This is a genomic window from Aporhodopirellula sallentina SM41 (assembly GCF_000346505.1).
Classification (GTDB): Bacteria; Planctomycetota; Planctomycetia; order Pirellulales; family Pirellulaceae; genus Rhodopirellula; species Rhodopirellula sallentina.
The window spans coordinates 1-12642 of sequence record NZ_ANOH01000317.1; the positions used below are offsets into that span (position 1 = coordinate 1).

The 12642-nt window shown below is 54.7% G+C and carries 11 protein-coding genes and 1 pseudogene; 8 read left to right on the plus strand and 4 right to left on the minus strand.

What is annotated here, in order from left to right; translation table 11 throughout:
• The 3 genes and pseudogenes from RSSM_RS20980 to RSSM_RS20990 form a co-directional block, all read left to right on the plus strand.
• A pseudogene (locus RSSM_RS20980) lies at positions 1-419 on the plus strand (permease); the annotation flags it as partial.
• A gap of 287 nt (positions 420-706) precedes the next feature.
• Positions 707-1861 carry an alpha/beta hydrolase fold domain-containing protein gene (locus tag RSSM_RS20985; RefSeq protein WP_008683615.1) on the plus strand — a complete coding sequence of 385 codons (1155 nt, stop codon included), beginning with the start codon at positions 707-709 and terminating at the stop codon, positions 1859-1861.
• Positions 1862-2249: 388 nt separating this feature from the next.
• Positions 2250-3380 (plus strand): membrane protein, encoded by a 1131-nt coding sequence (locus tag RSSM_RS20990; protein ID WP_044303184.1) that lies wholly within the window; start codon positions 2250-2252, stop codon positions 3378-3380.
• Between the two features lie 2 nt (positions 3381-3382).
• Here the strand turns inward: RSSM_RS20990 and RSSM_RS20995 are convergent, their stop codons facing one another.
• The gene (locus RSSM_RS20995; RefSeq protein WP_008683617.1) at positions 3383-3832 is read right to left on the minus strand and encodes a nucleoside deaminase; all 450 of its coding nucleotides are present in this window, start codon (positions 3830-3832) and stop codon (positions 3383-3385) included.
• Positions 3833-3858: 26 nt separating this feature from the next.
• Complete coding sequence (gene galE, locus RSSM_RS21000; protein ID WP_044303185.1) at positions 3859-4881, minus strand: UDP-glucose 4-epimerase GalE; 1023 nt, start codon at positions 4879-4881, stop codon at positions 3859-3861.
• Positions 4882-5210: 329 nt separating this feature from the next.
• On the opposite strand from galE, the gene RSSM_RS21005 reads away from it, so the two are divergent.
• The 5 genes from RSSM_RS21005 (at position 5211) to RSSM_RS21025 (ending at position 10899) form a co-directional block, all read left to right on the plus strand.
• Positions 5211-5753 (plus strand): hypothetical protein, encoded by a 543-nt coding sequence (locus RSSM_RS21005; RefSeq protein ID WP_008683619.1) that lies wholly within the window; start codon positions 5211-5213, stop codon positions 5751-5753.
• Positions 5754-6371: 618 nt separating this feature from the next.
• The gene (locus RSSM_RS21010; RefSeq protein ID WP_008683620.1) at positions 6372-6641 is read left to right on the plus strand and encodes a hypothetical protein; all 270 of its coding nucleotides are present in this window, start codon (positions 6372-6374) and stop codon (positions 6639-6641) included.
• A gap of 126 nt (positions 6642-6767) precedes the next feature.
• Positions 6768-8420: an ABC1 kinase family protein gene (locus tag RSSM_RS21015; RefSeq protein WP_008683621.1), complete on the plus strand. Its 1653-nt coding sequence runs from the start codon at positions 6768-6770 to the stop codon at positions 8418-8420.
• A gap of 482 nt (positions 8421-8902) precedes the next feature.
• Positions 8903-10408, plus strand: a complete 1506-nt coding sequence (gene cls / locus RSSM_RS21020) for a cardiolipin synthase (RefSeq protein ID WP_008683622.1) — start codon at positions 8903-8905, stop codon at positions 10406-10408.
• Between the two features lie 29 nt (positions 10409-10437).
• A complete protein-coding gene (locus tag RSSM_RS21025; protein ID WP_008683623.1) occupies positions 10438-10899 on the plus strand; it encodes a PGPGW domain-containing protein in 462 nt (153 codons plus the stop codon).
• A 21-nt stretch (positions 10900-10920) separates the two neighbouring features.
• On the opposite strand, the gene RSSM_RS21030 is transcribed toward RSSM_RS21025, so the two are convergent.
• Positions 10921-12045 (minus strand): HlyD family secretion protein, encoded by a 1125-nt coding sequence (locus RSSM_RS21030; protein ID WP_008683624.1) that lies wholly within the window; start codon positions 12043-12045, stop codon positions 10921-10923.
• Positions 12042-12443 carry a DUF3302 domain-containing protein gene (locus RSSM_RS21035; protein WP_008683625.1) on the minus strand — a complete coding sequence of 134 codons (402 nt, stop codon included), beginning with the start codon at positions 12441-12443 and terminating at the stop codon, positions 12042-12044. The genes RSSM_RS21030 and RSSM_RS21035 overlap by 4 nt, the downstream gene beginning before the upstream one ends.
• Between the last annotated feature and the right edge of the window lie 199 nt (positions 12444-12642).

Sequence of the window (12642 nt, forward strand, 5' to 3'; positions counted from 1 at the left end):
ACCGCGGTTTCGATGTGATCGTACCACCGGGAGTCATCGGCGCCACAATGCTCGGTGGCTTAATCGCCATCAGTGTCGTGGCCTGCTATGCCTACTATCCGTCACCAAGAGAGTGCTTGGACGAAATCGGTATGGCGCGTGCGGAATGCTTGTCGGCGGCAAATAGCGGACAGGTTGACCACGCGTTGTTCTGGCTGCCGGTTTGGGAAGATTGGAGTCGCCGTTTGGAAGTAGGCACGTTCATCCGCTCCGGCGAACTACGACCGTATCAGCGGATGCAGGGTTACCTCATTCGCAAGAAACTCGAAACGCTCGAGCATGAACTCGAACACGATCCGCCAGATCCCGAGGAAACCAAAAGCGTCGTCAGGGACATCCTCAAAACCAACTCGCGATGGGTTCGTTCCTTCCGAGATTGACGGCGACCGCGAACCGACATTGCCAACGGTAGGTTGGATCGCGTGCAGCGAAACTCCGACATTCGCCCCTCCTCGGAGGTGCGTCGCAGAGCCTTCGTCATCCGACCGATTCTCGTGGCAAACATTCTGCGGAAGGTCGGCTCGGGCGAACCGCCACCGAAGGCGTTACAATATCGGGTTCTACACCCCGTGTTGGGATGCGAGGCGGTCGTCGCATGCGCGTGCGGAACTCGGCTGAATTTCCTCGCGTTCCTCAATACGGTTAGATCTGCTCAGAGGAAACCGTCATGGGTCGTGCATTTCTCGTTCGCATTTTCGCGATGATCGGTATTGTGATCACCATCCCGGTGGCTGCACAACAAAGCGAATCGCACATCCGTCGCTGGGATCATAATTCGGACGGGTCGCTCACTCGCATGGAGTTCCCTGAACGTTTCCGCGACCGGTTCGAACTGTTTGACACCGACAAGGATGGAACCGTCACTCAGACGGAATTGGACGCGTTCGCAGAATCTCAACGAAAACGCGCTGAACGCATAGAGACCAACAAGAAACGGGTCGCATCCGTTCGGCCGCGACCGACGCATGCGGATGTCGCCTATGGTGATCATGAGAAACAAAGATTCGACCTCTGGCTGGCGACGCCGAACGACGACAAACCGTCACCACTGGTGATCTACATTCACGGCGGTGGTTTTCGCGGAGGCGACAAGTCGGCAGGGAACCAACCGATCGAACAATACCTCGACCAAGGCATCTCATTCGCATCGATCAACTACCGGCTCAGCGACGTCGGTCCGTATCCGATCATGATGCATGATGCTGCGAGATGTTTGCAAACGATTCGTTCGCGCGCAGATCAATGGAACATAAACCCGGATCGAATCGCGTGCTACGGCGGGTCGGCCGGTGCGGGAATCTCACTGTGGCTGGCGTTCCATGATGACCTCGCTGATTCGGACAGCGATGACCCGATCGCTCGGCAATCAACCCGGATCGTTGCCGCCGGAACCATCGGCGGGCAATCGACCTATGACATGCGAACGTTCCGTGACTGGTTTGGTGTTCCTGATCTTCCTCCGCATCCGGCGCTCTACGCGTTCTATGGGATCGAACACGATGCAGAACTCGAGACCGAGCGTGTTCAGAAACTAATGGTCGACGCATCGCCGATCAGCCATCTGTCCAAGGACGATCCTCCCGTGTTCATGGTCTACAGTCGCGGAAACATCCCGGTCGATGTCGATTCGAGCCCCGGATTGTGGGTGCATCACGCGCTCTTGGGGATCAAACTCAAACAGGTAATGGATTACATCGGAGTCGAATGCCGAGTCACGTGGAACGGAAACCCGAGCGCCCGCTACGAAGATGTTCATGCATTCCTGATCCACAAACTGATAAATCCGAACACGGATCCCATTCCGAAGTTCCCCATCCCGTGATCTCTTTCGCTGCGAGCGAGTCCTTGATTCTAAAAATGGAACGAACGACACTTCTCGGTCAACGCACCATTTTTGTCACTATCCCGAAGGGATTTCAGCCATTAGCCCCTGGTCGCGAAGCATACCTGGGGAGTGTAGGACGAAACCCGCCCTTTCCCCTCCCGCCAATCCGCCTTCGGCGGATTGGCGGGAGGGGGGAAGTGATTTCTCATGCTTTCCGGTGGTGACGCTACGCTTACCACCGGCTAATCGCTTTAACCTCTTCGAGGTACGAGTGGGCCTTCAACGAGATGTGCCGAACGAACGTAATTTCCCGCGCAGTGTTTCCAAACAAACGGGCACTCCTAAGTTGTGATCGCACAACCAACCGTTTCCTCCAGGCCATCCGATGAAATCTCAGAAGCAACGTAGTTCGTTCATACTCCGCTTGATGGTCCTCGGCTTCAGCATCGCGGTCGGAATCCTTTCGTTCTGGTTGCTCGGTTACATCATCAGCGACATTGATCGTGTCCAAGGGCCCAACTACACCCAGATGCTCGAAGAGAAGTTGCCGCAGGAACTGCAGGAGGAGCGAAGAGTACTGACAGGGCAACTCGAGGATCTCAAACAGCAAATCAAAATGGTCGAAGAACGTCGGCGTCTGACCAGCCAAACGACTTCCGATTCTCAGCAGACGATCAACCAACTGTTGCAACTCAAACGTAACGCGGACCAAAACAAAACGTCGCTCAGCGAAGACCAACAAGATGCGTTGACGGATAGTTTGGAAACATTTTTAGCCCATCAGAAAAACGCGCAGGCCCTCAACGCTGAACTCTCTCAACTCAACGAAGACCGCAATGACGTTCAGGCGAAACAAAGAGTAAACGAGTCCGCAATCGAGGTCGCCAGCGAACCGATCGAGACAGAGTATCAGCGTCGCTACGCACAGCATCAATGGCGACTGGCGGCATACAAACTCGGGATTCTGATACCGTTGCTAATGGTCTGCGGATGGGTTTTCGTTCGTCAGGCAGGGGGAACCTACGCGATGCTGGTCTATGCGATCAGCGGTGCGGTCGCGATGCGAGTTTTGCTCGTGATGCACGAACACTTTCCTGCGATTTACTTCAAATACATCCTAATCGTCCTCTCGCTGGCGATCGCGACGGGTGTGCTGGTTCGATTGCTGCGACTCGTCGCGAAACCGAGTCGCGATTGGTTGCTGCGTCAGTATCGCGAAGCGTACAGCCATTTCTTCTGCCCGATTTGTGATTACCCGATCCAACGTGGCCCCTTGAAATTCGCGTCATGGACCCGGCGTAGCCTGAAGAAACACACGCCGATTCCCGTCGACGGACCCGTCGCGAGTTTCGACCACCCGTACACATGCCCGTGCTGCGAGACATCACTTTTCGAAACGTGCGAAAAGTGTGGTGGTGTGCGTCACTCTCTGCTGCCCGCGTGTGAAAAGTGCGGTGATGTTCAAAGGCGATCCACAAACGCAAATGAAATAGGGTCCCGAACGAAGACAACCTAGTATCAGTAATCCGTCGGCAAACCGATGTCTTCGTTCCACAGCGTCGGATGGGTCGCGATGAAATGCTCCATCAACTCGATGCACGCTGGATCGTTCACGATGTCGAGCTTGACACCCCGACTTCGCACGTACGCTTCGGGGCCTTGGAACGTTTGGTTTTCTCCGACAACGATCCTGGGAATTTTGTAGAGCAGGGCCGCTCCGCTGCACATGTCACACGGTGACAACGTCGAATACAGAACCGACCGGGAATACTCCGCCGCCGTCAAACGCCCGGCTCGCTCGAGGCAATCCATCTCCGCGTGCAGAATCGCACTGCCGTTTTGGATGCGGCGGTTGTGCCCGCGGGCGATGATCTCGCCATCGACCACCAATACCGATCCGATCGGAATGCCATTTTCCCGCAGGCCGGCTCTCGCCTCTTGCAACGCGGCCATTAAAAATTCGTCCATGGTGGTACCCTCAGGGTTCTCGAACTTTAAGAGTCTTTGCTACCGAAACCAGACGGGTTCTGCGACTGCCAACGCCACGTGTCGGCACACATGTCGTCCACCGTGCGAGTGGCCTTCCAACCGAGCTCCTTTTCCGCAAAGGTGGGATCGGCGTAACATGACGCAACGTCGCCGGGACGTCGATCGACGATTTTGATCGGCACCTTCTTTCCACTCGCTTTTTCAAACGAGGCGACCATTTCCAACACACTACAACCGTTGCCTGTTCCCAAGTTGTAGGTAACCACGCCAGGATTGCTGGTCAGTTTGTCGACTGCCCGGACGTGCCCGACGGCGAGATCAACGACATGGATATAGTCTCGCACACCAGTGCCGTCGGGAGTCGGATAGTCATTGCCGAACACGGATAGCTCTGGCCGGCGTCCGACCGCAACTTGCGCAACGAACGGCATTAAGTTGTTTGGAATGCCACTCGGGTCTTCTCCGATTCGCCCGCTACTGTGGGCACCGACCGGGTTGAAGTATCGCAACAGAGCGATGTTCCAACTGTTGTCGCTGACCGAAAGATCACGGAAGATCTCCTCGAGCATCAACTTGGTTCGACCGTACGGGTTGGTCGCCGAGAGCGGGAAGTCTTCGGTGATCGGAACCGTGTGCGGATCGCCGTAGACCGTCGCCGAGGAACTGAAGACGAGATTCTTGACGTCGTGTTTGATCATCACCTCGCAGAGATTCAAACTGCCGGTGATGTTGTTATGGTAGTAACGCAGCGGGATTTGCACTGACTCGCCGACTGCCTTCAAACCGGCGAAATGGATGACGGAATCGACTCCACGGCCGCTGAAAACCTTGTCGAGAGCGTCGAAATCGAGCAGGTCCACTTTGTGGAATTCGACCTTCTTCCCGGTCAGTTCTTCAACGCGGCGGAGCGACTCTTTACTGCTGTTGTCCAAATTATCGACAACGATGACCTCATGACCTTCGTTGAGCAGTTCGAGCACGGTATGACTGCCGATGTAACCGGCACCGCCGGTGACGAGAATTTTCATTGGGAAGAACGGGGTTGGAAGGTGCGATTTCAATGAGGCGGATAGGTTATTCGCCCAAACGCGACCTGACAATCGAGGCTGATTCACCGCCTCAGGCGACCAACCGGGCCGATTTCAGGTGCAGATCGTCCGCACAAGACGAGGTTTTCCAGCAAAACGCATATTGAAAAGTATTTCCAGAATTGATTTGTCCGCTCCTCGGTAGCCATCTGCATTGAGTGTTTAGAAGCGGAGCGAAGCCTCTCAGAGTCAAACCTCTCAACGAGCAAAGACAATCGCCCGCACCAAACCGCCCGCCAATTCAACCGCAATACGAGAAGGCCCGAACGATGAAGACGAAACTCGCCGCCCTGACCGCCACCCTCCTCTTGACCAGTGCATCAACCGTTTTCGCGTGCGGAGGCAGCCAAGGCTATTACTCCCCCAGCCACACCTACAGCCACACGACCGGTTACAGCCACGCCCCGAGCTACGGTCCTGTTTCCCATTACGGCACCCCGGTCTACGGAAACGCTCACAGTTACGGTTACCCGGGTGCAACTCACCACTCTCCCAACCAATCACCAGCAACAACCACCACGCCCAACCGTGTGCTGATTCAGTCGCCAAGCGTCCCTAGCGCAACCACCACGACATCATCCGCTGCCCCAACCACATCGCCGACCCCACCGGCCCCGGTCGTTGAAAACGAACAGTCGGAACTGGCTGCCCCTCCCGCCCCTGTGCCAGACGCAGACGTCGATTTCTCATCGGATACCAACGCGACCGTGGAAAAGACCAAATCGGAAAGCAAAAATTCGCTCGCAAACTCGCTCGACTCTCTCGATACGCAAACGTTGCTTCAGTTCGCCGGATTGCCCGAACTTCGATAGAACAACGCTTAGCCTGAGCTTGCTCCCACTGGGCTGACTCCTATAGGAAGGAACAACCAACCGTTGGCACGATCGAACACGCTGTCAACCGAGAGCCTGCCGACTAGTATTCCGCTGCAACGTGGCTGTCGGGAGGAATGGTAGTGGATGACGCGAGGAATCCCCTTGCGTGACGAGCGCATCAAGGACTCGTCGCCTCGTCCACTACCCCAAAATCAAGTTGACATGAAGTACTAGCGATTGATTCCTCACAAGTTTCTTTCCGCTGAAGGATGTACCCAGGTGCCCTGACGCGACCTGGGGCTAATCGCTTGAAATCTTTCCGGGACAGAAAACAACTGGTGGGCAATCAACAGCTACGGCAGATCCACATGCGAACACTGGCATGAAGATCGTCATGCAGAAAACACTCACTCTCCCACACATTGTCGAAGCGATTCGCCGATAAGCGCGCCGCCTCATGCGACAAATTGAATCAATCGGGAGGAGTTCGAGCTCGATTAGGATTTTGCGCCGCGAACGCATGATCCCTCTGTGGTACAACGGTTCCTCAATCGTCGGATTTGCTTGCAGCAGTTCGAAAACGTTTCGCTTGCAACTTAATGAAGGGTGAGGACCGTGTCAGACCAAAGCACCGCGTTGGATGAAATCATTTCAAAGCTGAAGACAGAACGCGACGAACTTCAGCTCAAGATTCACTTGGCAAGCATGGACGCCAAAGACGATTACGAACGCATCTCCGGGAAGGTCGACGAACTCAACGACCAGTACGAGCCGGTGAAAGATGCGGTGGAAGAAAGCGCCGGAAATGTTCTTGCAGCGCTCGGCCTCGTTGCCGATGAATTGAAGGCAGGTTTCCAACGGGTTCGAAAATCAATTGGTGAATAGAAATACCTACGAAGGCCGTCTTCGTTGGGTGTACACCCAAGCAATCGGGTACGGATCAGGCAGCGCCATTGATAAGCCACCCGGACAACACCAACGAAACCGTGCAACATCGAGAGGTAAACCAACGTGGCAGTATCCGATCTACCGAAACTCGTTCGAAACGCGGGACGTTTTCACGAAGTAGTCGCCGTGGTGTTGAAGTATGGCCTCGCACCGTGGCTATGCAACGTCAAAGCCGATTGGGTTCAGCGTCAGCTACGCAGCAACGATGGACAGCAAATCGCGGAGCTTCCCGAAGCCGTTCGAGTACGCATGGCCCTTACGGAACTCGGTACGACGTTCATCAAACTCGGTCAAATACTGAGCACGCGTGCCGACCTAGTCGGTCCCGAGTTGGCGCACGAACTCGCGGAACTCCAATCCAGCACGCCACCTGATTCGCCCGAGCAAGTACTCGAACTCATCGAATCCGAACTCGGCAAGCTTCCGGAGGATCTGTTCCGCAGTTTCGAATCACATGCGTTGGCTTCCGCGTCGATCGGTCAAGTTCACCGGGCCGTTTTGAACGATGGAACGCGAGTTGTCGTCAAGGTTCAACATCAAGACATTGAATATCGGGTCCAAAACGATCTCGAAATCTTGATCGAGCTCGCCAAACTCGCCGAAACCTATTCGACCGACGCGGCCCAGTTCAGCCCCGTTGCAACGGCGCAAGAGTTTCGTGAAACGCTGCTGCATGAATTGGATTTCACACGAGAACAGCAAAATCTCAAACGCTTTGCCGCCAACTTCAGCAGCGATGAGGGAGTCTACTTCCCCGCTCCTCATCCCGATCTTTGCACCAAGCGTGTGCTGACAATGGATGCCCTCGAAGGCATCAGCGTGTCATCTCGCGACCAATTGGATGCATCCGGTTTCGATCTGACCGACATCGCTCGACGCGGCGCCGACATGTTCTTGAAGATGGTGTTCCGCGACGGCTTTTATCACGCGGATCCGCATCCGGGCAACTTGATGGTGCTGCAGAACGCAGTGATCGGCGTGCTGGATTGTGGGATGGTCGGCCGCGTCGATGAAGATCTTCGCGAAATGATTGAGGATCTTCTGATCGCCGCGATCAACAAAGACACCGACCAATTGCTCGACTCCGTGGTGCAACTCGGAGAACTCCCCACCGACTTCGATCGATCACGTCTACGTTCGGACCTCGTCGAATTCATCGACGACTATGGGTCTCTGTCCATTGACCAATTTGATCTCAGTGGTGCCCTCACGGGGATGACTGAGATTGTTCGCTCGCACCACATTCTACTTCCATCGCGAGTGAGTCTCCTTATCAAGATGCTGGTAATGCTGGAAGGAACCGCGCAGCAACTCAATCCGACGTTTAACATTGTCGAGCTGCTCGAACCCTATCGACTCGACGCGATCAAACGACGCCTCTCACCGCAAAGAATGTGGCGTAACCTACAACGCTCTCATCGCGATTGGAGCCGGTTGGCTGAGTCGTTCCCGAACGACGTTTCGGACGTACTGAATCGGATCCGGCGTGGCAGTTTTGACGTGCACTTGGAACACCGCCGGCTGGATTCGATTGTCAATCGACTCGTGCTTGGGCTTCTCACATCGGCTCTGTTTGTCGGTTCGACTTCCCTGCTCAGCAACAAGGTGAAACCTCTCATCTACGAAACCTCTGTCGCGGGAATCATCGGATGTGCTGCGGCCATGTACCTCGGTGTTCGCTTGGTTCTCGCAATTAAGAAATCCGGGAACATCTAGATCCCGATTTGATTCCGGAACTTCCCCGAAGGAATTGCTGAGCGACGGAACCTTCGCTACCCGATCTCGCAAATCGCGTGGGAAGCTTCGCTGGGTCCAGAGCTTCGCTGGGGTCAGACGTAGGAATCGGGATTGGCGATTTTTTAGTCGAGTGCCACACTGGAAGCCCATCCACATTCACTTTCTACTTCGTACCCTCAACACAAAACCTCGCAAACGGCATGCAGCACTGGCTCTTTGGATACGCCAACTGGTACGCCAAACGCAATCGACGCACCGGCATCCATTAGTACCAAGGACGCGTGCGGATAGCGTAGAGCGTGGATGGCATGAACGACCTTCAGTTCAAATCTCTGCGCCCTCTGGTGCCTCTGCGTTTGAAATCCCCCAACAGTTGATGGCACCATCTGCATGCGAACACGTCAACATGCTTGATTGTAACGGCACCAGCACATCGCCCTACCTGAAGAGTCACTGAATTCATGTTCAAACGTCGCAAAGCACTCTCCGGCTCTTCGGATGAGCCGAACACTCCGGCCCAACCAAGATCGAAGCGAAGACGATTTTGGATCTTGTTTGTCGTGGTCATGCACATCCTGGGTGCGTTGACTTCGATTCAAGCGGTCATGTCAACGCGCACGTCTCAAGGTGCGGTAGCCTGGGCGGTCAGCCTCAACACGCTGCCATACGTTGCAGTACCCGCTTACTGGGGACTCGGGCAATCGAAGTTCGACGGATACGATTTGCTGCGACGGAGTGAACACCTCGCCAACAGTGAAATGGCAATTCGAACTCGGCGAGAACTCGAGGAGGACAACCTGCTGCTGGTGCCTCAATCCGGTTTCGAAGAGAGCGAATCACGTCTCCTGAACAAACTCACTCAACTTCCCATCACGACCGGCAACACCGCCAAACTGTTGATCGATGGGCAGGCGACTTTTGATGCGATTCTGGACAATATCGATCAAGCCAAGAGCTACGTGCTCTTTCAATTCTACATCCTACGTGACGACGAACTGGGACAGAGATGCAAAGAAGCTTTCCTGAAGAAAGCCGCGCAGGGCGTCCAGGTGTTGGTGCTCTACGATGAATTGGGCAGCAAAGACCTGTCAGCGGAATACATCAATGAACTCCGTGACGGCGGCGTCGAAATCTATCCTTTCAATACGACCCAGGGCAAAGGAAATCGTTTTCGCCTCAACTTTCGCAACCACCGGAAAATCGTTGTCATTGATGGCGAAGTCGCTTTCGTCGGAGGCCACAACGTTGGCGACGAATATCTCGGCAAACACCCGACGCTAACGCCATGGCGAGACACACATGTGGAACTTCGCGGCCCCGTGGTGCTGTGCGTCCAAACACCTTTCGCGGAAGATTGGAATTGGGCAACAGGGTCGCTGCCCGATCTCAACTGGGAGCCCAAGAGAGAGGAGGGAGGAGAGGTGGTCGCCGCATGTCTCCCCACCGGCCCGGCGGACACTCTCGAAACCGGCACGCTCTTTTTCTTGCACGCAATCAATTCGGCCAAAGACCGATTATGGATCGTCAGTCCCTACTTCATTCCCGACGAACAACTCATGTCAGCGTTGCAATTGGCGGCGCTTCGCGGTGTTGATGTTCGCATCCTGATCCCACAGAATCCCGACCATCTGCACGTCTATCTCTCGGGAATTTCGTATCTCGAGGAAGCCAAAGAGGCAGGCATCGAGATCTATCGATACCAACCTGGCTTTCTGCATCAGAAGGTCTGGCTGATCGATGATTCCGTGTCCCTGATCGGCACCGCGAACCTCGACAATCGTTCGATGCGTTTGAATTTTGAAGTCTCGATGTTGATGATTGACAGGGTTTTTGCGAGCGAGGTGGAAACCATGCTGGAGGCGGACTTCGCCAAAAGCCAACTCGCGACGGTCGCCGAGTATACCGAACGCTCTCTCCCGTTCCGGTTCCTGGTCCGCGTCTGCCGTCTACTCGCCCCAGTTCAGTGAAGTCAACCGCCAATGAAGCCAACCGTTGAATGCATTTGATTGACCAACTCCAGACACTCCTGAGCGAACATCGCGACGCATTGCGATACTCAGCCATCTTTTCGGGAATGATCTTCGTCGGCAGCCTACTGTTGGTGCCCTATTTGGTCGTTCGTATCCCGGATGACTATTTTGCAAAACCACGTCGTCCCAAGACGCCTTTTGCGGATCGTCATCCGTTGTTGCGCATGGCCGGCCTGATCGTCAAGAACTTGATCGGCGTGCTCGTCCTTCTCTCCGGAGTCGCGATGCTCATTCTTCCCGGCCAGGGACTTCTGACCATGGTGATCGGCATTTTGTTGCTTGATTTCCCAGGCAAACATCAGTTGGAACGAAGGATCATTCGAATCCAACCGGTAATATCTTCCATCAACTGGCTCAGATCAAAAGCAAACGCACCGCCGCTGACAACCGAACGTCCTTCGCACGGCATGAAAGGCAGCGACGATTGATGCGTTACACCGAAGCCATGGTTAGAACGGAAGCAAGTAGTACAGCCACGCATTCATCCGGATGACGACTTTGCTGATCACGTGAAACGCCTTTCCACGATCGGTGTAGATGACCACGTTGCCCGACGTTCCGATGGCCAAGAGTTCGGCCACTTCTGCATCATCCATCACAAACTTCACCGCAAAGACGCCGTTCGATTTAACACTTGCTGCCGATGGGAGCGATCCCGTCACGGCAAACTGCCCTTCGCCGGTCGCTTGGATAATGTTTTCAACCGCCCCCGAAAAAACTTCCCCGGGACGCGACTTGAATGTCAACTCCGCTTCATCGCCGGGTTGAACATTGCTCAACAAATTTTGCGGAAAACTCGCTACGAGAAGCACCTGCGTTGTATCGACGAAGGTCCCTAGTTGAGAGAAAGGCATGGGGACCGCCATCGTTCCCTCCCGAACCATCCAATTCGTCACGAACCCATCCGAGGGTGCATAAACTCGGCATTGATCGAGATTGAATTTGGCATTCGCCATTTGGGCCTCGAGACTACGGGCGGTGCTTTCGGCGGCCTGTTTGCCCAACTGCGACTGCAGAAGCGTTGCGTTGGATTGGTCGACAGAAGCATCCGCCGCATTGAGTTGTTGACGCAACTGCTGCAATTGCAACTTGCTGACGGAACCGGGAAGTCGCGACTCGGACTTTTCAGAAATGGTCAGTTCGGTTTTGGCGGCTTGCTGTGCCGCGACAGCACGCGCGACTCCGGCACGAGCCGCCTCGATCGCTGCGTTCAACTGCTCGACATTCTTGTTGGCTGCGGCCAGCGACTCGGAAATTTGGTCGTATGTGTTCTGGTAGATATCTGGCTGGATCTCGAGCAGCAGGTTCTCGCCCTTCTTCAATGGGACATTTGGCTCAGCGTGAATCTTGGTGATTGGCCCTCGGACCTGTGGAACCAACTGAACGGTGTACCGAGAGACGACTAACTGATTGGAAGTCGGTGCGGAAAACTTCCAATTGATAACGATGGACCCAATCAAGAAGACACCGAGCACAACCATCGCCGCCACGTTTTTGGGTGTCGGCTTTATTTTCAAAATTTTGTAGATCAATATGGCGAGCGAGATATACACGATCGTGACAACAGCAATCATGCGAGGTCCCCTTGGTTGGTTGCGGCTTGGAGTTTCTGCTCGAGTTCCTCGACCCGTTGCTTCAATTCAGTGACCCGTTTCGATTCAGAAACGGTCTGAGATTCCGTGTTCGTTAGAGGATCGGTTCCTTGCTGCGAATCTCGCTCACCCGGCGCACAGTTGGGTTTAACCTGGCGACCATGAAAATTGACCAATGCCCAGACAAAGGCGACCGGCCATCCAATCCCCCCCAACGCCAATCCGATCCAACTACAGGCATTGATGGCATCCACCTGAGGATGGTTGCGTTTGAGAGCAATCTTCTTGGGAAGAGAACCGAGCCAAACGATCAATCCGACCGCCGTGAAGAATAAGATCGCCAGCACCAGCCAAGCGAAATAGGTTGCACCGTCATACATCGGAATTCCTAATGATCAAAATCTCTCGCCAAGCCCGAAGACAAACAAGCCCGAAGACAAGCCAACCTGGAGACAAGCCCGAACGCTGAACCGTCAAGCCGAAGCCAACAATCCTTGTGACTATACAGACGCCCAACGACTTCGCAGAAAGTACGCCTGCAAAGCCGTAGGGCCATTTCTACATTCGCTTGACCGTTGG

Excerpts from the sequence above, each read along its gene's own strand:
- RSSM_RS20985 (WP_008683615.1), top strand. The coding sequence starts at position 707 with ATGGGTCGTGCATTTCTCGTTCGCATTTTCGCGATGATCGGTATTGTG.
- RSSM_RS20990 (WP_044303184.1), top strand. The coding sequence starts at position 2,250 with ATGAAATCTCAGAAGCAACGTAGTTCGTTCATACTCCGCTTGATGGTC.
- RSSM_RS20995 (WP_008683617.1), bottom strand. The coding sequence starts at position 3,832 with ATGGACGAATTTTTAATGGCCGCGTTGCAAGAGGCGAGAGCCGGCCTG.
- galE (WP_044303185.1), bottom strand. The coding sequence starts at position 4,881 with ATGAAAATTCTCGTCACCGGCGGTGCCGGTTACATCGGCAGTCATACC.
- RSSM_RS21005 (WP_008683619.1), top strand. The coding sequence starts at position 5,211 with ATGAAGACGAAACTCGCCGCCCTGACCGCCACCCTCCTCTTGACCAGT.
- cls (WP_008683622.1), top strand. The coding sequence starts at position 8,903 with ATGTTCAAACGTCGCAAAGCACTCTCCGGCTCTTCGGATGAGCCGAAC.
- RSSM_RS21025 (WP_008683623.1), top strand. The coding sequence starts at position 10,438 with ATGCATTTGATTGACCAACTCCAGACACTCCTGAGCGAACATCGCGAC.
- RSSM_RS21030 (WP_008683624.1), bottom strand. The coding sequence starts at position 12,045 with ATGATTGCTGTTGTCACGATCGTGTATATCTCGCTCGCCATATTGATC.
- RSSM_RS21035 (WP_008683625.1), bottom strand. The coding sequence starts at position 12,443 with ATGTATGACGGTGCAACCTATTTCGCTTGGCTGGTGCTGGCGATCTTA.